This window comes from Rugamonas sp. DEMB1, assembly GCF_029834475.1.
GTDB lineage: Bacteria > Pseudomonadota > Gammaproteobacteria > Burkholderiales > Burkholderiaceae_D > Rugamonas > Rugamonas rubra.
The window spans coordinates 6,649,124-6,669,555 of the sequence record NZ_CP122407.1 but is presented as its reverse complement, the minus strand read 5'-3'; the positions used below and the strand labels follow the sequence as shown (position 1 = coordinate 6,669,555).

At 68.8% G+C, this 20,432-nt stretch carries 17 protein-coding genes and 3 pseudogenes; 14 read left to right on the top strand and 6 right to left on the bottom strand.

Annotation, left to right across the window (positions count from 1 at the left end):
- Positions 1-34: 34 nt before the first annotated feature.
- The 14 genes from QC826_RS30745 to QC826_RS30680 all read left to right on the top strand — a co-directional run bounded on the left by QC826_RS30745 (position 35) and on the right by QC826_RS30680 (position 15,632).
- On the top strand, positions 35-916 hold the full coding sequence (locus QC826_RS30745; RefSeq protein WP_279763806.1) for a glycosyltransferase: 882 nt from the start codon (positions 35-37) through the stop codon (positions 914-916).
- A 21-nt stretch (positions 917-937) separates the two neighbouring features.
- Positions 938-1,384, top strand: coding sequence for a sugar 3,4-ketoisomerase (locus QC826_RS30740; protein WP_279763805.1), 447 nt, complete (start codon positions 938-940; stop codon positions 1,382-1,384).
- Complete coding sequence (locus QC826_RS30735; protein ID WP_279763804.1) at positions 1,381-2,487, top strand: DegT/DnrJ/EryC1/StrS family aminotransferase; 1,107 nt, start codon at positions 1,381-1,383, stop codon at positions 2,485-2,487. The genes QC826_RS30740 and QC826_RS30735 overlap by 4 nt, the downstream gene beginning before the upstream one ends.
- Before the next feature lie 11 nt (positions 2,488-2,498).
- The gene (locus QC826_RS30730) at positions 2,499-3,263 is read left to right on the top strand and encodes an N-acetyltransferase (protein WP_279763802.1); all 765 of its coding nucleotides are present in this window, start codon (positions 2,499-2,501) and stop codon (positions 3,261-3,263) included.
- 16 nt (positions 3,264-3,279) lie between these two features.
- Positions 3,280-6,114, top strand: coding sequence for a glycosyltransferase (locus tag QC826_RS30725; RefSeq protein ID WP_279763801.1), 2,835 nt, complete (start codon positions 3,280-3,282; stop codon positions 6,112-6,114).
- 76 nt (positions 6,115-6,190) lie between these two features.
- Complete coding sequence (locus QC826_RS30720) at positions 6,191-7,480, top strand: type II toxin-antitoxin system HipA family toxin (protein ID WP_279766637.1); 1,290 nt, start codon at positions 6,191-6,193, stop codon at positions 7,478-7,480.
- On the top strand, positions 7,481-7,771 hold the full coding sequence (locus tag QC826_RS30715) for a helix-turn-helix domain-containing protein (RefSeq protein ID WP_279763800.1): 291 nt from the start codon (positions 7,481-7,483) through the stop codon (positions 7,769-7,771).
- Between the two features lie 222 nt (positions 7,772-7,993).
- The gene (rfbF, locus tag QC826_RS30710; RefSeq protein WP_279763799.1) at positions 7,994-8,767 is read left to right on the top strand and encodes a glucose-1-phosphate cytidylyltransferase; all 774 of its coding nucleotides are present in this window, start codon (positions 7,994-7,996) and stop codon (positions 8,765-8,767) included.
- A complete protein-coding gene (rfbG, locus tag QC826_RS30705) occupies positions 8,764-9,846 on the top strand; it encodes a CDP-glucose 4,6-dehydratase (RefSeq protein WP_279763798.1) in 1,083 nt (360 codons plus the stop codon). Before rfbF ends, rfbG begins: the two co-directional genes overlap by 4 nt.
- Positions 9,847-9,860: 14 nt before the next feature.
- Positions 9,861-11,189 carry a lipopolysaccharide biosynthesis protein RfbH gene (gene rfbH, locus QC826_RS30700; RefSeq protein WP_279763797.1) on the top strand — a complete coding sequence of 443 codons (1,329 nt, stop codon included), beginning with the start codon at positions 9,861-9,863 and terminating at the stop codon, positions 11,187-11,189.
- An 8-nt stretch (positions 11,190-11,197) separates the two neighbouring features.
- On the top strand, positions 11,198-12,262 hold the full coding sequence (locus QC826_RS30695; RefSeq protein ID WP_279763796.1) for an NAD-dependent epimerase/dehydratase family protein: 1,065 nt from the start codon (positions 11,198-11,200) through the stop codon (positions 12,260-12,262).
- The gene (locus QC826_RS30690; protein WP_279763795.1) at positions 12,252-13,061 is read left to right on the top strand and encodes a transketolase; all 810 of its coding nucleotides are present in this window, start codon (positions 12,252-12,254) and stop codon (positions 13,059-13,061) included. Before QC826_RS30695 ends, QC826_RS30690 begins: the two co-directional genes overlap by 11 nt.
- A 2-nt stretch (positions 13,062-13,063) precedes the next feature.
- Positions 13,064-14,005, top strand: a complete 942-nt coding sequence (locus QC826_RS30685; RefSeq protein WP_279763794.1) for a transketolase family protein — start codon at positions 13,064-13,066, stop codon at positions 14,003-14,005.
- Positions 14,006-14,078: 73 nt separating this feature from the next.
- Positions 14,079-15,632, top strand: coding sequence for a glycosyltransferase (locus QC826_RS30680; protein ID WP_279763793.1), 1,554 nt, complete (start codon positions 14,079-14,081; stop codon positions 15,630-15,632).
- A gap of 79 nt (positions 15,633-15,711) precedes the next feature.
- Here QC826_RS30680 and QC826_RS30675 read toward each other — a convergent pair whose 3' ends face one another.
- The 6 genes and pseudogenes from QC826_RS30675 to QC826_RS30655 all read right to left on the bottom strand — a co-directional run.
- Positions 15,712-16,761 carry a putative sugar O-methyltransferase gene (locus QC826_RS30675; RefSeq protein WP_093391188.1) on the bottom strand — a complete coding sequence of 350 codons (1,050 nt, stop codon included), beginning with the start codon at positions 16,759-16,761 and terminating at the stop codon, positions 15,712-15,714.
- A gap of 48 nt (positions 16,762-16,809) precedes the next feature.
- The gene (locus QC826_RS30670) at positions 16,810-16,941 is read right to left on the bottom strand and encodes a hypothetical protein (RefSeq protein WP_279763792.1); all 132 of its coding nucleotides are present in this window, start codon (positions 16,939-16,941) and stop codon (positions 16,810-16,812) included.
- Positions 16,942-17,032: 91 nt separating this feature from the next.
- Positions 17,033-17,368 (bottom strand): annotated as a pseudogene (locus QC826_RS31885) (HlyD family efflux transporter periplasmic adaptor subunit); the annotation flags it as partial.
- 502 nt (positions 17,369-17,870) lie between these two features.
- A pseudogene (locus tag QC826_RS31880) lies at positions 17,871-18,185 on the bottom strand (HlyD family type I secretion periplasmic adaptor subunit); the annotation flags it as partial.
- Positions 18,158-18,592: an ATP-binding cassette domain-containing protein gene (locus QC826_RS30660; RefSeq protein WP_279763790.1), complete on the bottom strand. Its 435-nt coding sequence runs from the start codon at positions 18,590-18,592 to the stop codon at positions 18,158-18,160. The gene QC826_RS30660 and the pseudogene QC826_RS31880, both read right to left, overlap by 28 nt.
- Before the next feature lie 121 nt (positions 18,593-18,713).
- Positions 18,714-20,303, bottom strand: a pseudogene (locus QC826_RS30655) (peptidase domain-containing ABC transporter); the annotation flags it as partial.
- Between the last annotated feature and the right edge of the window lie 129 nt (positions 20,304-20,432).

Below are 20,432 nucleotides of genomic sequence, written 5' to 3'. Positions count from 1 at the left end.
GCGGCGCGGCCCATCCCCAGGAGCACCGCATTCCATGAGCCATCCAAAAGTCAGCATCGTCATCCCGTCGTACAAGCCGGCCCACTTCGAGCAGTGCCTCAAGTCGGCCATCGGCCAGACCTACCCGAACACCGAGATCCTGGTCAGCGACAACTGCCCCAGCGAGGAGATCCGCGACATCTGCGCCCGCTACCCCGGCGTGATCTACCAGCGCAGCACCGCGCTGCGCGAGGCCAACCTGCTGTCCTGCTTCTACTCCGGCAAGGGCCACTTCATCAAGCCGCTGTTCGACGACGACATCCTGCACCCGTTCTGCGTCGAGCGCATGGTGGCGGTGATGAACATGGACCCGCAGACCCAGCTGGTGTTCTCGGCCAGCCAGGTGATCAACTCGGACAACGAGCGCACCGAGACGCGCCGCCCCTACCAGGCCAGCGGCAGCATGCCGGGGCGCGACATGCACCGCTCGATGGCGCTGGGCATGTGCAACTTCATCGGCGAGCTGACCAGCATCATGTTCCGCCGCGAGCAGCTGTGGAACATCGGCTGGCGCGAGCTGTTCCGCATCGGCAGCCACGACTTCACGCTCGGCCTGGCCGACGTCGCCGCCTACTGCAACCTGGTCAAGGGCGGCAACGCCTTCTACATCGACGAGGAGCTGACCTACTTCCGCCGCGACCAGCGCCTGCAGTCGAACTCCAACCCGAACTCCAACCCGAACTTCGGCAACTGCTTCTCCGACTACATCGACCTGCTGGTGGTGTCGCACGAGGGCGGCCAGATCAGCCGCGCCGAACTGCTCGAGCTGGGGCCGCAGGTGGACGCCGTCTGCGTCCGCCTGGGCAACGTGTTCGAACAGATGGCGCGCGCCCGCCAGCGCTACCTCGACTACTGCGCCGCCCTGGCGGCCGACTAACCGCATCCCCGGAGGCCCAGCATGCAAATCCTCGACCAATGCCAGTTGATCGACCTGCCCAAGCACCACGACCCGCGCGGCAACCTGTCGGTGATCGAGGGCGGCGTCCACGTCCCCTTCGACATCAAGCGGGTCTACTACCTGTACGACGTGCCGGGCGGCTCCTCGCGCGCCGGCCACGGCCACATCGAGCTGCAGCAGCTGTTCATCGCCATGTCGGGCAGCTTCGACGTCACCGTCGACGACGGCTACAGCCGCAAGAAGATCCAGCTGAACCGCTCCTACCACGGCCTGTACGTGCCCGGCATGATGTGGCGCGAGGTCGACAACTTCTCCTCCGGCGCGGTGTGCCTGGTGCTGGCCTCGACGCTGTACGACCCGAACGACTACTACCACGACTACGACGAGTTCGTCGCCGCCGCCCACCGCCACCGCGAAGGCGGCACCAACCTGCGAGAGACCAAATGAGCGTTCCCTTCCTCGATCTGAAAGCGATCAACCTGTCCCAGGCCGACGAGCTCGAGGCCGCCTTCAAGCGCGTGCTGCACTCCGGCTGGTACGTGCTGGGCGGCGAGACGGCCGCCTTCGAAACCGCCTTCGCCGCCTACAGCGACAGCCGCCACTGCGTCGGCGTGGCCAACGGCCTCGACGCCATCTTCCTGATCCTCAAGGCCTACGGCATCGGCCCGGGCGACGAGGTGATCGTGCCGTCCAACACCTTCATCGCCACCTGGCTGGCGGTCAGCCACTGCGGCGCCACGCCGGTGCCGGTCGAACCGGTCGAGGGCGGCTTCAACATTGATCCGGCCCGCCTCGAGGCGGCCATCACGCCGCGCACCAAGGCCATCATGCCGGTGCACCTGTACGGCCAGACGGCCGACATGGCGCCCATCGTCGCGCTGGCCCGGCGCCACGGCCTGAAGGTGATCGAGGACGCCGCCCAGGCGCACGGCGCGCGCTACCACGGCGAACGCGCCGGCCAGCTGGGCGACGCCGCCGCCTTCAGCTTCTACCCCGGCAAGAACCTCGGCGCGCTGGGCGACGGCGGCGCCGTCACCAGCAACGACGCCGAGCTGGTCGAACGCATCCGCACGCTGCGCAACTACGGCTCCAAGGTCAAGTACTACAACGAGGTGGCCGGCTACAACTCGCGCCTCGACGAGCTGCAGGCCGCCCTGCTCAACGTCAAGCTGGCCCGGCTCGACGTCGACAACGCGCGCCGCCGCCAAATCGCCGCCATCTACAACGAGCGCCTGGCCGGCATCGCCGGCCTGCGCCTGCCCCACGTGCCCGAGTGGGCCGAACCGGTCTGGCACCTGTACGTGGTGCGCCACGCCGGCCGCGACGCGCTGGCCAAGGCGCTGGCCGAGCGCGGCATCGGCACCATCGTCCACTACCCGGTGCCGCCGCACCTGCAGCCGGCCTACGCCGCCATGGGCCTGCGCCAGGGCGACTTGCCGCTGGCCGAGGCGATCCACCGCGAGGTGCTCAGCCTGCCGATCGGCCCGACCATGACCGACGCCGAGGCCGTCGAGGTGGCCGACGCCGTGCGCGCCATCCTCGCCGCCTGAGGAGGGCCGCCATGATCCATCCCAGCGCCATCGTCGCGCCCGGCGCCAAGCTGGGCGCCAACGTCAGCGTCGGCCCGTTCAGCATCATCCACGCCAACGTCGAGATCGGCGCCGGCTCGGTGATCGACGCCTACTGCGAGATCGGCTACCCGACCCCGCTGGCCGACGGCCTGCCGCTGCGCATCGGCGCCGGCGCGCGCATCCGCTCGCACTCGGTGTTCTACCAGGGCTCGAGCTTCGGCGAGCGCCTGGTCACCGGCCACCGCGTCACCGTGCGCGAAAAAACCACGGCCGGCGTCGCCTTCCAGATCGGCACCATGAACGAGATCCAGGGCGACTGCAGCATCGGCGACCACGTGCGCTGCCAGTCCAACGTCTTCATCGGCAAGATGACCACCATCGGCGACTTCGTCTGGCTGTTCCCCTACGTGGTGCTGACCAACGACCCGCACCCGCCCAGCAACCTGCTGCTCGGCTGCCAGATCGGCGACTACGCCGCCATCGCCGCCATGTCGGTGGTGCTGCCCGGCGTCAAGGTGGGGCGCCACGCCCTGGTCGCCGCCGCCAGCAAGGTGCACCGCGACGTCGCCCCGGCCACCGTGGTGGGCGGCAACCCGGCGCGCTACCTGTGCGACACCAGCACCATCCGCCTGCGCGACGGCACGGAGCGCCCGGCCTACCCGTGGACCACGCACTTCCGCCGCGGCTATCCGGCCGAGGTCACCGCCGGCTGGGACGCGCCGGCCGAACTGGACGGGCAGGACACGCCGCCGTAACGGCGGCGCCGGCGCCATGACCCAGCAGCTGAACGCCGCCATGGCCGCCGGCAACGTGGCCGAGGCCGCCACGCTGGCCTTCGCCCTGGCCGGCCTGGGCGAGCTGCCCATCGCCGAACTGTTCGGCATCGCCGGCATGCTGGCCACCCAGGGCCGCGGCGAACAGGCCGACGCGCTGTACCGCCTGTGGCTGCGCCGCACCGACTCGCCGCTGCTGTACGCCGGCTGGTACAACCTGGCCGTGCTGCAGGTGCAGGCCGGCGACGAGCGCGGCGCCGAGCAGTCCTACCGCGCCGCCCTGGCGCTGCGCGAGGATTTTTCCGAGGCCGGCCTCGGCCTGGGTTCGCTGCTCGAACGGGCGCGCCGCTACGACGCCGCGCTGGAGCAGTGGCGCCAGACGCTGCGGCGGGTCGAGCCGGCCGCGCCCAACGCCGGCGCGCTGCAGGTCCAGCTGCTCAACAACATCGGCCGCGTCAGCGAGAACCAGCAACGCCACCACGAGGCCGAGCAGGCCTTCGCCGACAGCCTGCGCCTCAACCCGCAACAAGCGCCGGTGATCACCCACTGGGTCCACCTGCGCCAGAAGCAGTGCGCCTGGCCGGTGCTGGCGCCGCTGCCCGGCCTGGGCGAGGCCGAGCTGCTCGGCGCCACCTCGGCGCTGGCCACGCTCAGCGCCAGCGACGACCCGGCCGTGCAACTGGCCGCCGCGCGCCGCTACGTCAAGGACAAGGTGCTGGCCGGCGTGGCGCCGCTGTCCGAGCCGCGCGGCTACCACCACCGCCGGCTCCGCGTCGGCTACCTGTCGTCCGACTTCTGCGCGCACGCCGTGGCCATCCTCACCGCCGAGCTGTACCAGCTGCACGACCGCGCCCTGGTCGAGGTCTACGGCTTCTGCTGGAGCCGCGAGGACGGCTCCGGCCTGCGCGCCCGCGTGGTGCACGGCATGGACCAGCACGTGCGCATCGGCGAGATGGGCGACGAGCAGGCGGCGCGCTGCATCCGCTCGCACGAAATCGACATCCTGGTCGACCTGCACGGCCTGACCCTGGGCGCCCGCCACGACATCCTGTCCTGGCGCCCGGCGCCGGTGCAGATCGCCTGGCTGGGCTATCCCGGCAGCAGCGGCATGGACAGCATCGACTACGTGCTGGCCGACCCCTTCGTGCTGCCGCCGGCACTGGCGCCTTACTTCACCGAGCAGCCGCTGTACCTGCCCGACACCTTCCAGGTCAACGACCGCCAGCGCCTGGTCGGGCCGCGCCCCAGCCGCGCCGACTGCGCCCTGCCCGCCGAGGGCTTCGTCTTCTGCTGCTTCAACAACAACCACAAGCTGACCCCCGAGCAGTTCGCCAGCTGGATGCGCATCCTGCAGCGCGTGCCGGCCAGCGTGCTGTGGCTGGTGGCCGACAGCGAACAGGTGCGCGACAACCTGCGCATGGCCGCGCTGCGCCACGGCCTGCCCAGCGAGCGCCTGGTGTTCGCCGAACGCGCCCTGCCGTCCGACTACCTGGCGCGCTACCAGGCGGCCGACCTGTTCCTCGACACCCTGCCCTTCAACGCCGGCACCACCGCCAGCGACGCGCTGTGGGCCGGCCTGCCGCTGCTGACCCGCGCCGGCCGCAGCTTCGCCGGCCGCATGGCCGGCAGCCTGCTGCACGCCGCCGGCCTGCCCGAGCTGGTCACCGACAGCGTGCAGGACTACGAGGACACGGCGGTGCGCCTGGCCGGCGCGCCGGCCGAGCTGGCCGCGCTGCGCCAGCGCCTGGCCGAGCAGCGCGACGCCAGCGCGCTGTTCGACAGCCCGCGCTTCGTGCGCAACCTGGAGCGGCTCTACCTGCGGGTGGCACGCGGCAGCCTGCTGGCGGCCGACGCCGGCGCCGACTCCGACGCCACCGGGGGCGCCGGCGCGACGGCGCTCGCCCTGGCGCTGCCGCTGCCGCTGGTCAGCATCCTGCTGCCGGTGAGCGGCGCCGACGGTCTGCTGGCGACGCTGACCAGCGCGCTGGCACAAAGCTACACGCCGTGCGAGATCGTGGTCGGCGACAGCAGCGCCGACGGCGTCTGCCGCGCCCTGCTGGCGCCGTATCTGCGCGGCGCCGACGGCGACGGCGCGATGCCGCGGCTGCGCTACAGCCACGCCGCCGGCCTGGCCCCGGCCGACAACCTGAACCACTGCCTGGCGCTGGCGCTGGGCCAGTACCTCGCCTGCGCCGAGGCCGGCGAGACCCTGCATGCCGACAAGGTGGCCCGCATGCTGCGCTGCTACCTGGACTACCCCGCCATCGGCCTGGTGCTGGGCTGGCGCCAGCCGCGCGACGGCGCCGGCGCCGACCTGCCGGGCCAGCCCCTGTTCGGCATCGACACGGCGGTCGGCGGCGCCTCGCTGGCGGCGCTGCTGCTCGGCGGCGAGGCCGGCGCGGCCGCTACCGAGCTATGCGAACCGGGCGCCATGCTGCTGCGCCGCGCCGACATCGGCGCCACGCTGGGCCGCTACCAGGGCCGCCAGTACCACCAGCTGGGCGGCCTGGCCACGCTGCTGACGGCGCTGGCCGGGCGCGACTGCGTCTACCTGCCGCAGCCGCTGGGCAGCTATGTGCCGCAAGTGGCGCCGGCCAACCGCGCCGCCGCCTCGGCGCGCGCGCTGGAAGGCCTGAACCTGTTGTACGACGCCCACGCCCACGGCCTGCTGGCCGACGACGCGGCGCGCTTCAAGACGCTGCTGGCGGGCCGCTTGGCCGCCCTGTCCGCCCTCGTCACGAGCGAGCACGCCCGGCTCGGTGCCGAGCAGCCGCAAATCGACGAGCTTTGCCGTCTGATGCAGCAGGGTTACCGCCTGTTGCTGAGCGATTGAGCCGAGCATATACACACTTTTCCATCATTAATAGCGGTCTTCCCACGCTCATTACTGATACTATACTGTGCATATGATCCCCACCACCTGCACACTTCAGATATTCATCGATGATGCTTGGCGCGACGCTGCGGTGCTCGACTTGACCGGCCAGCCCGAGCAGGGTGTGGACGCCTCGACATATTTGATCTACACGCCGAACTATGCGCTCAAATACTGGGACAGATCCGACGCAGCGGCCCTGTCGGTCAATGTTCCGGTCGACTTAGTGAGCTATCCCGAGCGGGCTTGGCCGCCATTTCTGATTGACTTGCTGCCCCAAGGCTACGGACGCGCTGAACTGTTGAAACAACTGGAAAGAGACCCGGCCGCCGGCCCCGTCGCGGATTGGGCGCTGTTGTGCGCCGGCGCCGGCAACCCCATCGGCAATGTTCGGGTGAGCGAGGCGCACGCCTGGGCCAGTGCGCGCAGCGGCAACAGGACGGCCGGCTTCACGATGGAGGAAGTGGCATCCAGGGCCGCCGATTTCAACGAGTATCTGGCGCAACATGGGCTGTTTCTGGCCGGCTCCTCAGGCGTTCAAGGCGAATGGCCGAAGATCCTGCTGACAAGGGCGCACGACGGACTCTTCTATCTTGACCACATGCTCCCCGACGAAGAGGCGCAACAGCACTTCATCGTCAAGTTCGGCCGCGGCCAGGACGAGTCGTTGGCCAACATCCTTCGTCTGGAGGCGCCCTATATGCGTCTGGCGCGGGGGCTGGGGCTCAATGTGCATGCCGACCTGACCCTGCGCGGGCGCGCCTTGTTCATCCCCCGTTTTGACCGGCTGGTGGCGGACGGCGGCGTGCTGCGCCATGGCCAGGAGAGCATCGCTTCACTCTGCGGCATCGGCGGCTTCGGCATGGTCCCTTCGCATAACGAGGTGTGCCGGCGCCTCGGTGAAGTGGCGAGCAATCCGCGCCGCGACATCGTCGAGTACCTCAAGCGCGACATCGCCAACGTCGCGCTCGGCAACAAGGACAACCACGCCCGCAACAGCGCCATCCAGCGCCGCCACGACGGCAGCGTGGCCCTCACGCCGCTGTTCGATTTCGCGCCGATGTGGTTGCATCCCGACGGCATCGCGCGGCGCATGCGTTGGCAGGCCGACGATGCCGGCGCGCCCGATTGGGCCAGCGCCATCCAACAAGCCTGCGACGCCGCCAAGGTCGACCACGCCGAGGTCCGCGACGCCGTACGCACCATGGCAGCCCCGCTCGCCACGCTGGGCGCCGACGCGCGCGCGCTCGGCATAGGCGAACAGTTCCTGGCCCCCTTTGCCAGGACGATAGAGAATATTCGTTCGCAGTTGGAGCAACTCTAGATGGATAAACGCTTCAAACCGCTGTCGCCCAGCGAGGAGCTGCAGGCCCGCCGCGCCTTGGCCGACGAGCTAGCCGCCGACCCGGCCATGCCGATTCCCGCCGTGATCCGCAAGATCCGCACCAGCCTGCGCCTGACGATCGCCGAGTACGCCAAGCTGTGCGGCGTGTCGGCGCGGACCCTGCAGGACATCGAGCGCGAGGAGTCGAGCCCGACGCTGGCGACGGCCGAAAAACTGCTGCGCCCCATGGGCATGGTGCCCAGCGCGGCGGCCCAGCCACGGCGGCGCTAGCCCGGCCCCGGCAAGGCCGTGGAAAAGGCGAAAAACGCGCCGCCGCGCCACCGGCCGTGGCGCGAAAACAGCAGCCGCGCACCCATCCGGTAAATTCCCCAGGGAAATTCGCCATCGCGCCCCTTGAAGGCCCAAACGGGTCTTGCTTTTCGTTTAGAATAACCGGCAGGTGGGGGACAATACACTCTACAACCAACCCTCACACGACAATCCGGGACGCGCATGAAAGCAGTGATATTGGCAGGTGGACTGGGCACCAGGCTCAGCGAGGAAACGACTGTCAAACCGAAGCCGATGGTCGAGGTCGGCGGCAAGCCGATCCTGTGGCATATCTTGAAGAGCTATTCGCTGCACGGCATCAACGACTTCGTCATCTGCTGCGGCTACCGCGGCTATGTCATCAAGGAATTCTTCGCCAACTACTTCCTGCACACCTCGGACGTCACCTTCGACCTGCAGAAGAACTCGATGGAGGTGCACGAGCGCCACGCCGAGCCCTGGCGCGTGACCCTGGTCGACACCGGCGAAAGCACCATGACCGGCGGCCGCCTGAAACGGGTCCGCCAGCACGTCGAGAACGACGAGGCCTTCTGCTTCACCTACGGCGACGGCGTGGCCGACATCGACATCGGCGCCTCGATCCGCTTCCACCAGGCGCACGGCAAGCTGGCCACCATGACGGCGGTGCAGCCGCCCGGCCGCTTCGGCGCCATCGACATCGACGGCCAGCGCATCGTCAGCTTCAAGGAAAAACCGCAGGGCGACGGCAGCTGGATCAACGGCGGCTACTTCGTCCTCTCGCCGAAAGTCATCGACTACATCGACGCCGACAGCACCACCTGGGAAAAGGAGCCGATGGAGACGCTGGCGCGCGAGGGCCAGATGGACGCCTTCATGCACCACGGCTTCTGGCAGCCGATGGACACGCTGCGCGACAAGGTTCTGCTGGAGGAGCTGTGGCAGAGCGGCAAGGCGCCGTGGAAGCGCTGGCCATGAACGCTGCCTTCTGGCAGGGCAAGCGCGTCTTCCTGAGCGGCCACACCGGCTTCAAGGGCAGTTGGCTGAGCCTGTGGCTGCAGCAGATGGGCGCCGAGCTGACCGGCTACGCGCTGCAGGCGCCGAGCGATCCCAGCCTGTTCGAGGTGGCCGGCGTGGCCGCCGGCATGCGCTCGATCGTCGGCGACATCCGCGACGCCGCCGCGCTGACCCGCGCCATGCAGGAGGCGCGGCCGCAGATCGTCATCCACATGGCGGCGCAGGCGCTGGTGCGCCACTCCTACGCCCACCCGGTCGAGACCTACTCGACCAACGTGATGGGCCTGGTCAACCTCTTCGAGGCGGTGCGCGCCACCCCCGGCGTCAAGGCGGTGCTCAACGTCACCAGCGACAAGTGCTACGAGAACAAGGAATGGGCCTGGGGCTACCGTGAGAACGAGCCCTTCGGCGGCTACGACCCCTACAGCAACAGCAAGGCCTGCGCCGAGCTGGTCACGGCCGGCTACCGCTCCTCCTTCTTCAACCCGGAAAAATACGCCGAGCACGGCGTCGCGCTGGCCTCCGGCCGGGCCGGCAACGTCATCGGCGGCGGCGACTGGGCCGAGGACCGCCTGATCCCCGACATGGTGCGCGCCATCGGCGCCGGCCGGCCGGTGCAAATCCGCAGCCCGCACGCGATCCGCCCCTGGCAGCACGTGCTCGAACCGCTGTCGGGCTACCTGACCCTGGCCGAGCATTTGTACAGCGGGGGCGCGGCCTACGCCGAGGGCTTCAACTTCGGCCCGCACGACACCGACGCCCGCCCGGTCGAATGGATCATCGAACGCCTGTGCCAGAGCTGGGGCGAGGGCGCCGCCTGGCAGCTCGACGCCGCGCCGCAGCCGCACGAGGCGCACTACCTGAAACTGGACTGCTCCAAGGCGCACGCCCGCCTGCGCTGGCAGCCGCGCTGGAACCTGGGCCAGACCATCGACCACATCGTCGCCTGGCACCAGGCGCACGGCGCCGGCGCCGACATGCGCGCGCTGACCCTGGCGCAGATCCAGCAATATCAAAACACCGCACACAGCACAAATTAAGTAAGGTCGGAACCATGAGCGAACAGCAAACCCAAGAACAACTCCGCGCGCAGATCCGCGCCCTGGTGGCCCAATACGGCGCCCTGGCCAGCGCGCCGCGCCCCTTCGAGCCCGGCGTCACCGTGGTGCCGCCGGCCGGCAAGGTGGTCGGCGCGCCCGAGATGGAGCTGATGGTCGAGGCCTCGCTCGACGCCTGGCTCACCACCGGCCGCTTCAACGACCAGTTCGAGGCCAAGCTGGCCAAGCTGATCGGCGTGCAGCACCTGATCACCGTCAACTCCGGCTCCTCGGCCAACCTGGTCGCCTTCAACACGCTGACCTCGCCCAAACTGGGCGCGCGCGCCATCCAACCGGGCGACGAGGTGATCGGCGTGGCCGCCGGCTTCCCCACCACCGTCAACCCGATCCTGCAGTTCGGCGCCGTGCCGGTCTTCGTCGACGTCGAGCTGGGCACCTACAACATCGACCCGACGCTGATCGAGGCGGCCATCTCGCCCAAGACCAAGGCGATCATGCTGGCCCACACGCTGGGCAACCCGTACAACCTGGACGTCGTCGTCGCCCTGTGCAAGAAGCACAATCTGTGGCTGATCGAGGACTGCTGCGACGCGCTCGGCTCGACCTACCACGGCAAGATGGTCGGCACCTTCGGCGACATCGGCACCATGAGCTTCTACCCGGCCCACCACATCACCATGGGCGAGGGCGGCGCGGTGTTCACCAACAACGCCGAGCTGAAGATGATCGCCGAGTCCTTCCGCGACTGGGGCCGCGACTGCTACTGCGCGCCCGGCAAGGACAACACCTGCGGCAAGCGCTTCTGCTGGAAGCTGGGCACCCTGCCGGAGGGCTACGACCACAAGTACACCTACAGCCACCTGGGCTACAACCTGAAGATCACCGACATGCAGGCGGCCTGCGGCGTGGCCCAGATCGACCGCGCGGCCGGCTTCATCCAGGCCCGCAAGGACAACTTCGCCTACCTGAAGGAGCGGCTGCAGTCCTGCGCCGAGTTCCTCATCCTGCCCGAGGCCACCGAGCATTCCGACCCGTCCTGGTTCGGCTTCCCGATGACCCTCACGCCGGCCGCCAACGTCAGCCGGGTCGACCTGCTGACCTATCTGGACCAGCACAAGATCGGCACCCGTTTGCTGTTCGCCGGCAACCTGACGCGCCAGCCCTACATGATCGGCCGCAACTACCGCGTCTCCGGCGAGCTGGTCAACACCGACCGCGTCATGCACGACACCTTCTGGATCGGCGTCTTCCCCGGCCTGACGCGCGACATGCTCGACTTCACCATCGACAAGCTGGAAGCCTTCTTCGGCGTCGGCGGCTTCTGACCCGCCGTATGCGCGCCGCCCCCGCCTACCGGCCCGGCATCGCGGCCGACGACGTCGCCCTGATCCTTGAGCGCGTCGCCGCCCCCGTCTGGCAGGCGCTGCGCGGCCAGCGCGTCTTCATCACCGGCGGCACCGGCTTCCTCGGCTGCTGGCTGCTCGAGGCGCTGCTGGCCGGCGAGGCCCAGTTCGACCTGGGCCTGCAACTGACCGTGCTGAGCCGCGACCCCGACGGCTTCCGCGCCAAGGCGCCGCACCTGGCCGGCGCCGCCGCCGTCACCCTGCTGCGGGGCGACATGGCCGAGCTGGCCGGCGTCGACGGCCGCTACGACATCGTCATCCACGCCGCCACCGACGTGGCGCGCGCCGACGCCGACCCGCTGCACGCCTTCGAGCAGATCGTCGCCGGCAGCCGCGAAACGCTGGCGCTGGCGCGGCGCTGCGGCGCCAGCCGCTACCTGCTGACCAGCTCCGGCGCCGTCTACGGCCGCCAGCCCAGCGACTGCAGCCACGTCGACGAAAGCTACGCCGGCGCGCCCGACACCGGCGACAGCGCCAGCGCCTACGGCCAGGCCAAGCGCGTGGCCGAATGGATGAGCGCCTGCCACGCCGAGCGCCACGGCCTGGAGGTGCGCATCGCCCGCTGCTTCGCCTTCGCCGGCCCCTACCTGCCGCTCGACGCCCATTTCGCCATCGGCAACTTCATCGCCGACAGCCTGGCCGGCCGCCCGGTCCACGTCGGCGGCGACGGCACGCCGCTGCGCTCGTATTTGTACGCCGCCGACCTGGCCGTCTGGCTGCTGACCATCCTGGTGCAAGGCGACCGCCGGCCCTACAACGTCGGCTCCAGCCACGCCCTGGCGCTGGCCGAGCTGGCCGCGCTGGTCAGCCGCAGCATCACCGGCGCCGAACAGGTCCACATCGCCGGCACGCCGACGCCGGGCCGGCCGCCGCAACGCTACGTGCCGGCCACCGCGCGCGCCGCCGCGCTCGGCCTGCAGGAATACACCGATCTCGCCACGGCGATCCGCAAGACCGCCGCCTGGCACCACAAGGAGCACCCACATGCCGCATAACGCCGACCCGTTCAACGCCCGCCGCCTGCGCCGCACCGTGCTGGAGATGGCCTACTCCGGCGCCACCGTGCACGTCGCCTGCGCCTTCTCTCTGACCGACATCCTCGCCGTGCTGTACCGCCAGCACCTGCGCTACCCGGACAACGATCCGGACGGCGCCGCGCGCGACTACCTGGTGCTGTCCAAGGGCCACGGCGTGATGGCGCAATACGCCTGCCTGTACGAAAAGGGCTGGCTGGAGCGCAGCGCGCTGGAGCAGTACTACCGCGACGGCACGCCGCTCAAGGGCCTGTCCGACGCCCACGTGCGCGGCTGCGAGGTGAGCTCCGGCTCGCTCGGCCACGGCCTGTCGGTCGGCGTCGGCCTGGCGCTGGCAGCCAAGCTCGGCCGCACCGACCAGCGTTGCTACGCCGTGCTCGGCGACGGCGAGATGAACGAGGGCTCGATCTGGGAGGCCATGCTGTTCGCCGCCCACCGCCGGCTCGACAACCTGGTCGTCATCGTCGACGCCAACGGTTTCCAGGCCATGGGCCGCACCGACGAGGTGATGGGCCTGGGCGTGCTGCGCGACAAGTTCGCCGCCTTCGGCTTCGAGGCGCTCGACATCGACGGCCACGACGAGGCCGCGCTCGACGCCGCCCTGGCGGCGCTCAAGGCCAGCGCCGACGGCCGGCCCAAGGCCATCGTCGCCCACACCGTCAAGGGCAAGGGCGTCTCCTTCATGGAGAACCAGAACCTGTGGCACTACACCCGCCTGAACGCCGACACCTTCGCCGCCGCCATGGCCGAACTGGAGTAACCATGAGAACCGCATTTTCCAACGCCATCGCCGCCGCCGCCATCGCCGACCCCAAGGTGCTGCTGCTGACGGGCGACCATGGCTACGCCCTGTTCGACGACTTCCGCAAGCACCGTCCGGATCAATTCATCAACTGCGGCGTGGCCGAGCAGAACATGGTCGGCGTCGCCGCCGGCCTGGCCAAGGCCGGCTACAAGCCCATCGTCTACGGCCTGGCCTGCTTCGTGCCGGTGCGCGTGCTCGAGCAGATCAAGCTCGACGTCTGCTACCAGGCCATGCCGGTGGTGTTCATCGGCGACGGCGCCGGCATCGTCTACAGCGCGCTGGGCAGCAGCCACCAGTCGGCCGAGGACATCGCCGTGCTGCGCGCCATCCCCAAGCTCGACATCCTCTCGCCCTGCGACGCCAGGGAGATGGACTACGCGATGGCCCACGCGCTGAGATTCAAGCGGCCGGTCTACATCCGCATGGGCAAGTCCGACGTCGGCGAGATCCACCAGACGGCGCTCAGCGCGCCGCTCGGCGACCTGGTGGCCGTGCGCGGCGGCGCCGCCGACGCGGCCTCTGGCGGCCCCCGCACGGCCTTCCTGGCCACCGGTTCGATGGTCAAGAGCGCCATGCTGCTGGCCGAGCGGCTGGGCGACAACCCGGTCTGGAGCGTGCCGACCATCAAGCCGATCAACCACGCCCAGCTGGCCGGGCTGGCGCGCCGCTTCGACAACCTGGTGGTGCTGGAGGAACACAACCGCATCGGCGGGCTGGGCGGCGCCGTCGCCGAGGCGGTCGGCGACCTGGGCGGCGCGCGCGCCCGCGTGCTGCGCCTGGGCATCAACGACCGCTTCTCCGAATTCAACGGCAGTTGGGACTACCTGCTGCGCGAACACGGCATCGACACCGCGTCGCTGCTGGCGCAGATCCAGACCCTGCTGCGCGACGACGCCTAGGCCGGACGGCCGCGTCCGCGCGGCCGCCCGCCCTTCCCCCGGCCGCAACCCATTCCACCTTAGGCAACCCGTCATGGCAGAAACCAGCCCCGTCCTTTCGATCTGCATCCCCACCTTCAACCGCGCCCCCTTCCTCGAGCAAACCCTGGCCAGCATCTGCGCCCAGGCCGCCTTCGTCGAGGGCGAACAAATCGAGGTGGTGATCTCCGACAACTTCTCCGACGACGAGACCGAGGCCGTCGGCCGCCGCTACGCCGCCGCCTTCCCCGGCAAGGTGCGCTACCACCGCAACGCCGAGCCGGTGCAGGCCGACAAGAACTTCGACATCGTCATGCGCCTGGGCCGCGGCGACTACCTGAAGCTGCACAACGACAACCTGCTGATCAACAACGGCAGCCTGGCCGAGATGCTCAAGGTGGTGCAGGCCACGGCGGCCGAGCGGCCGGTGATCTTCTTCACCAACGGCAACATGAACCAGGGCAACCCCATCGAGGTGCTCAACAACATCAACGACTTCGTCCGCCGCGTCTCCTTCTTCTGCACCTGGATAGGCGGCTTCGGCATGTGGCGCGAGGAGTTCCTCGCCATGACCGACTTCGGCCGCCACACCAGCCTGCGCCTGGTGCAGACCGACGTGCTGCTGCGCCTGATGGCCATGGGCAAGCGGGCGATCGTGCTGTACCAGCCCTACTTCACCGGCCTGAACATCGGCAAGAAGGGCGGCTACAACATCGCCGAGGTGTTCGGCCAGAACTACCTGTGGCTGCTCAAGCTCTACCTGGCGCCCGGCCCGCTGGAGGACGCCGTGTTCCAGGCCGAGAAGAAGTCGGTGCTCATCAAGCACATCATTCCCTACTACTTCGACAAGGACAACGGCTTCCAGAAGACCGGCTTCTTCCCCTTCATGCAGGACTACCTGCACGATCCCTACTTCTACCAGGCGGTCGAGCATCTGATCGACGTGGCGCCGGCGGCGGCCGCCGCGGCGGTGCCGGCGGCGCCGCAGCCCAGCGCGCAGGAGCAGCACCAGGCGCAGATGAGCGCGCACTGGCGCGCCCTCAACCCGCACAACGAGATCAGCCTGACGCGCTGCTACGGCCCGTTCGACTTCAACCGCGTGACGGCCGGCCGCAAGAGCTACGGCGGGCTGACGGTGTGGACCTTCGGCTGCGGCGACGAGGGCCTGCGCATCGGCAACTTCGTCTCGATCGCCGACGACGTCAAGTTCCTGCTCGGCGGCAACCACCACTACGAGGGCTTCTCCACCTTCCCCTTCATGGCCAAGTACTTCGGCACGGCCGAGTCGGGCACCAAGGGGCCGATCGTCATCGGCGACGACGTCTGGATCGGCTACAACACGACCATTTTGTCCGGCGTGAGCATCGGCCAGGGCGCCATCGTCGCCGCCGGCAGCCTGGTGACGCGCGACGTGGCGCCCTACAGCATCGTCGGCGGCAACCCGGCCAAGCTGATCAAGCACCGCTTCGCGCCCGAGGTGGTCGAGAAGATGAGCCGGCTCGACTTCTCCAAGCTGGACGACCAGGCCATCCTGCGCAACCGCGAGATCCTCTACCAGCCGCTGACGCCCGACAACGTCGACGCCATCCTGGCGCGCCTGACCGCCTGAGCATGAAAAAAGCCCGCCCCCGCGCGCGAACGCGGGGGCGGGCTTTTTTTGTCGCCGCCGGACGGGCCGGCGCGGCCGCTTAGCGGAAGCTCAGGCGCTTGGCCTTGTACAGGTACTCGTACTCGTCCATGTCCTTGTTGCGCGCCAGGTTCCACAGCGCCGGGGCGCGCGAGATCAGCTCGAACTTGTCGAAGTCGAAGGCGAAGTCGTCGGCCCGCACTGGCGGGATGCGGGTGTGGTTGACGTGGTAGATGAACTTCGAGGCCAGCCGGTTGAACTGCTGGACGTAGTTGGCCACGTTGTTGAGCGACATCTCGGCCAGGCTGTAGGAGTTGAAGGCCAGGTCGACCGAGTCGTTCTTCAGTTCGGCCAGCGCGAAGTTCGGCAGCACCACGCCGTCGTACTGGCTCAGGTCGGCCGTGGCCAGGTCGATCTCGCCGTACAGCGCGATCTTCTTGTCGGGGAAGGCGCTGAGCAGGTAGAAGGCGCTCAAGGCCATGTTCTCCGGCAGGTCGACGTCGATGTAGGTGAAGTTGCTGTTGTCGCGCATCAGGAAGTGGCCCAGGCCGCCGAAGCCGCCGCCCAGCTCGAGCACCGCCGTGTGGCCCTCGCTGCGGATCAGCCGGCTGATGATGGTGGCGTAGTAGTGCTGGTAGTCGACGCCGAAACGGAAGAACTTGCCGTCGATCTCGAAGCCGTAGGGATTGCCCACCTGCGGCGTCTGCAGCGCCTCCAGGCCCGCCGTCTTGCCGATCGAGTCGAGCCAGATCTGCATGCGGTGCATGATGTCGGCGATGTACTTGCCCTTGGCGTCGTCGCTGACGTTGCCGGAGAAGTAGGTGCTCTCCATGTCGACCGGCATGCCGTGGATGCCGATGCTGCAGGTCTCGCGGAAGAAGTTGCCGTAGATTTTGGCCAGCTCGGCGGCGTTGCCGCTGGCCATCACCTCCATCACCTTGCCCATGTAGCCCTGGTAGATCGGCAGCCACATGTGGCTGACCTGGTACTCCTCGGCGGCATCCTTCTGCACCGCCTTGGCCTTGTTGTACGAGGCGATGACCCGGTCGATGATCTTGCTGTCGACATCCATTTTACGGTCGATGAAGCCGTTGTCTACGGTTAAGTGCATGCTTGGTCCTTGTTCGCGGTTCGGAGGGGATAGGCTTGCCGCGGCGCCTCAGGGCTCGCGGATCGACTCGTCGACCGCTTTGGTCAACGGCCACAACAAATACGACATCACGGTGCGCTCGCCGACCACGATCTCGGCCGCCAGCGTCATGCCCGGCAGCAGCCGGGCGCCCGGCGCCATGTGGTGCAGCTTGGCCGGGCCCAGGTTGATGCGGCTCAGGTAGATAGGCGTCCAGGCCCTGGGCCTGGTTGCTGGCCTCGCGGCGGAAGGCGTCCTGGCTGATCGAGCGCACCTTGCCGTCGAGCGAGCCGTGCTGCTGGAAGGAGAAGGCGTCGACCTTGATGTGGGCCGCGTCGCCGACCTTGATGTAGCCGATGTCGGCCGAGTCGATCTGCACCTCGATCTCCAGCGCGGCGCCGAGCGGCACCAGGGTGAACATGGTCTCGGCCTCGCGCACGATGGAACCCTGCGACAGCTTGGCCACCTCCAGCACCACGGCGTCGGCCGGCGCGGTCAGCTGCACCAGCTGGTGGCGCTTGTCGGCCTTGGCCAGCTGCTCGTTGACGCCGTCGCGCTCGCGCGTGGCCGCCAGCAGCCAGTCGAGCATCTTCTTGCCGCCAGTTCTTGGCGAAGCCGGCGCGCTCGGCCTGGGCCGAGGCCAGCTCGCGCTCCATCTCGATCGCCTTGTTGAGTTGCATGATCATGTCGCGCTCGACGCCGAGGCGGCGGTCGCGCGCCTCGAGCAGGTGCATCTTGGCGCCGAACTGCTCGGCCATCAGCTGCTCCTGCATCGCCTCGACCTCGCGCAGCGACTTGACGCGCTGCGCCAGGATCAACTGGTCGCGCCGGTTGGTCTCCAGGCCGGCCTGCAGGCGGGCGATGTTCTGGTCCATCTTGCTCTTCTGCGCGGCGAAGTTGCCCTGGCGCTCGCTCGACAGCTGCGACTGCAGCAGGCTGTCGGCGCTCTGCCCGGCCGCGGCCGCGGCGGCGGCGCCGGGCTGGCCGGCCAGCTCGGCGCGCAGGCCGGCGGTCTGGGTGTCCAGGCTGGCCAGGCGGGCGCGCAGCTGGGCCTCGTCGGCCTGGGTGAAGGTGGGGTCGAGGGTGGCCAGCAACTGGCCCTTCTTGACCACCTGGCCGGCGCGCACCTCGATGCGCTGGATGATCGAGGTCTCCAGCGGCTGCACCACGATGTTCGGCTGCGGGTTGACCAGGCGGCCCTTGGCGACGACGATCTTCTCGACGTGCGACAGGCTGGCCCACAGGATGAAGGTGGCGAAGGCGGCCAGCAGCACGTGCAGGGTGGTGCGCACGAAGCGCGGCAGCGGGCCGCGCTCGATGGCGTCGGCGTCCGGCAGGAAGTCGATCTCCGTTTCGTCCTTGTTGCGGCGGCGGTTGGTCACAGGTGGCTTGTTTGCTGGTTCCATAGGTGCTGGTAAGTTTCGCTACGTGTGAGCAGTTCGGAGTGGCGGCCGCTGTCCATCAGGCGGCCCTGTTGCATCACCAGGATGGTGTTGGCGTTGACCAGGGTCGACAGGCGGTGCGAGATCATCACCACGGTGCGGCCGACGGCGATGCGCGACAGGTTGCGGATGAAGATGGCCTCGCTCTCCGGGTCCAGCGCGCTGGCCGCCTCGTCGAGGATCAGGATGCGCGGCTTGGCCAGCAGCGAGCGGGCGATCGACAGGCGCTGCTTCTGGCCGCCCGACAGGTTGGCGGCGTTCTCTTCGAGCAGGGTGTCGTAGCCCATCGGCAGGCGCTCGATGAACTCGTCGGCGCCGGCGGCGGCGGCGGCCTCGAGGATCTCCTCGAAGGAGGCGTCCGGCTTGGTCACGGTGAGGTTCTCGCGCACCGTGCCGACGGAACAGGAAGTTCTCCTGCAGCACGACGCCGATCTGCCGGCGCAGATGCGACAGCTCGATCTCGCGGGCGTCGATGCCGTCGAAGCGGACGATGCCCTCCTGCACGCCGTAGAGGCCCTGGATCAGCTTGGTCAGGGTGGTCTTGCCGGAGCCGCTGCGGCCGACGATGCCGACCACCGTGCCGGGCGCGATGGTGAAGCTGGCCTTATCGAGCGCCATCGCCTGCGCGCCCGGATAGCGGAAGGTGACGTCCTCGAAACGGATCTCGCCGTTCAGCACGGGGCGCAGGCCGCCGGCGCCGGCGCGGCCCTCGGGGGCGCGGTTCATCACCTCGCCCAGCATGCGCACCGACAGCGCCGTCTCCTGGTATTCGTTGACCAGGCCGACGATCGAGATCAAGGGGCCGGTGACGCGGCCCGACAGCATCTGGAAGGCGATCAGCGCGCCCACCGACAGGGTCTGGTCGAACACGTCCTGGGCGCCGACGACGATCAGGGTGACCGGCAGCAGCTTGCCGAGGAAGTCGGTGACGGAGTTGCCGGCGATCGAGATCTGGCCGACCCGGAAGTGCATGGTGATCGCCTCGGCCGAGCGCTGGTCCCAGATGCGCCGCTGGCTCGGCTCGATGGCCAGCGCCTTGACGGTGCGCATGCCGTGGATGGTCTCGACCAGCATCGCCTGGCGCTGGCCCTCGGCGGCGTAGAGCGCGTTGAGGCGGCGCTGGAAGGTCGGCACCATGGCCATCACCACCGCCGCGATCATGGCGGCGAACAGCAGCACGATCAGGGCCAGCTTGAGCGAGTAGGCGAACAGGATCGGCAGGAAGACGAACAGGGCGATCAGGTCGAGGCCGGTGAAGAACAGCCGGCCGGTGAGGAAGGTGCGGATCTTCTCGAGCTGCTGCATGTGGCGCGTGACGACGCCGGCGGTGCTGGTCTCGAAGTAGTCGATCGGCAGCGACAGCAGGTGGCCGAAGGTGCGCCGGGTCAGCCGCATGTCGATCTTGTTGGAGGCGGCCAGGGTCAGCGTCTGGCGCAGGAAGCCGAAGGTGGCGTCGAACACCAGCGCCAGCACGATGCCGACGGCCAGCACCCACAGCGTGGTCTGGCTCTGGTGGGTGAGCACCTTGTCGATCACCAGTTGGAAGAAGATCGGCGAGGCCAGCGCCAACAGGTGCATCGCCACGGCGGCGATGAAGATGTCGCGGAAGGCCGCCTTTTGTTTCAGGATCTCGGGGATGAACCAGCGCAGGCCGAAGGGCTGGTTGGGGTCGGTCAGCTTGTGCTGGCGCTTGACGAACAGCACCTCGCCGCCCCAGCGGGCGCAGAAGTCGGCGCGCGACTCGAGCGTCACGCTGGCGTTCTCGGTGATCGGGTTGAGCAGGGCCACCTGGCCGTCGCCGTCGTCGGCACGCACGCCGACCACGATGACCATGTTGCCGTCGTTGAGGCGGGCCATCAGCGGGAACACGCCGCCCTGGGCCAGCAGGCGGCTCCAGCTCAGCTTGTCGAGCTTGGCCTTCAGGCCGATGTCGGCGGCGATGCGCAGCAGCAGGCCGTTGCCCGGCTCCTCGGCGCCCATGGCGTAGTCGTCGATCAGGCGTTCCGGATTGATTTGCAGGCCGTGGTGCTGGGCGATCGCGGTCAGGCACTGGATTGCGGTGTGGGGAAATTTATCGTGCATTGTGAGGGGACGAATGCAGGGGCGCACATGACAACATCGATGTTCACCTTCTATTGTGGCAAAGGAAATGGATAGAGCTTGCGTCAGCGCATCTCGCTCTGGGATTCTAACCCAGGGCAGTGCTTCCCG

What these genes read in the sequence shown, in the direction of transcription:
- QC826_RS30745 (WP_279763806.1), top strand. Translation starts at nt 35, where the DNA reads ATGAGCCATCCAAAAGTCAGCATCGTCATCCCGTCGTACAAGCCGGCC.
- QC826_RS30740 (WP_279763805.1), top strand. Translation starts at nt 938, where the DNA reads ATGCAAATCCTCGACCAATGCCAGTTGATCGACCTGCCCAAGCACCAC.
- QC826_RS30735 (WP_279763804.1), top strand. Translation starts at nt 1,381, where the DNA reads ATGAGCGTTCCCTTCCTCGATCTGAAAGCGATCAACCTGTCCCAGGCC.
- QC826_RS30730 (WP_279763802.1), top strand. Translation starts at nt 2,499, where the DNA reads ATGATCCATCCCAGCGCCATCGTCGCGCCCGGCGCCAAGCTGGGCGCC.
- QC826_RS30725 (WP_279763801.1), top strand. Translation starts at nt 3,280, where the DNA reads ATGACCCAGCAGCTGAACGCCGCCATGGCCGCCGGCAACGTGGCCGAG.
- QC826_RS30715 (WP_279763800.1), top strand. Translation starts at nt 7,481, where the DNA reads ATGGATAAACGCTTCAAACCGCTGTCGCCCAGCGAGGAGCTGCAGGCC.
- rfbF (WP_279763799.1), top strand. Translation starts at nt 7,994, where the DNA reads ATGAAAGCAGTGATATTGGCAGGTGGACTGGGCACCAGGCTCAGCGAG.
- rfbG (WP_279763798.1), top strand. Translation starts at nt 8,764, where the DNA reads ATGAACGCTGCCTTCTGGCAGGGCAAGCGCGTCTTCCTGAGCGGCCAC.
- rfbH (WP_279763797.1), top strand. Translation starts at nt 9,861, where the DNA reads ATGAGCGAACAGCAAACCCAAGAACAACTCCGCGCGCAGATCCGCGCC.
- QC826_RS30695 (WP_279763796.1), top strand. Translation starts at nt 11,198, where the DNA reads ATGCGCGCCGCCCCCGCCTACCGGCCCGGCATCGCGGCCGACGACGTC.
- QC826_RS30690 (WP_279763795.1), top strand. Translation starts at nt 12,252, where the DNA reads ATGCCGCATAACGCCGACCCGTTCAACGCCCGCCGCCTGCGCCGCACC.
- QC826_RS30685 (WP_279763794.1), top strand. Translation starts at nt 13,064, where the DNA reads ATGAGAACCGCATTTTCCAACGCCATCGCCGCCGCCGCCATCGCCGAC.
- QC826_RS30680 (WP_279763793.1), top strand. Translation starts at nt 14,079, where the DNA reads ATGGCAGAAACCAGCCCCGTCCTTTCGATCTGCATCCCCACCTTCAAC.
- QC826_RS30675 (WP_093391188.1), bottom strand. Translation starts at nt 16,761, where the DNA reads ATGCACTTAACCGTAGACAACGGCTTCATCGACCGTAAAATGGATGTC.
- QC826_RS30670 (WP_279763792.1), bottom strand. Translation starts at nt 16,941, where the DNA reads ATGGCGCCGGGCGCCCGGCTGCTGCCGGGCATGACGCTGGCGGCCGAG.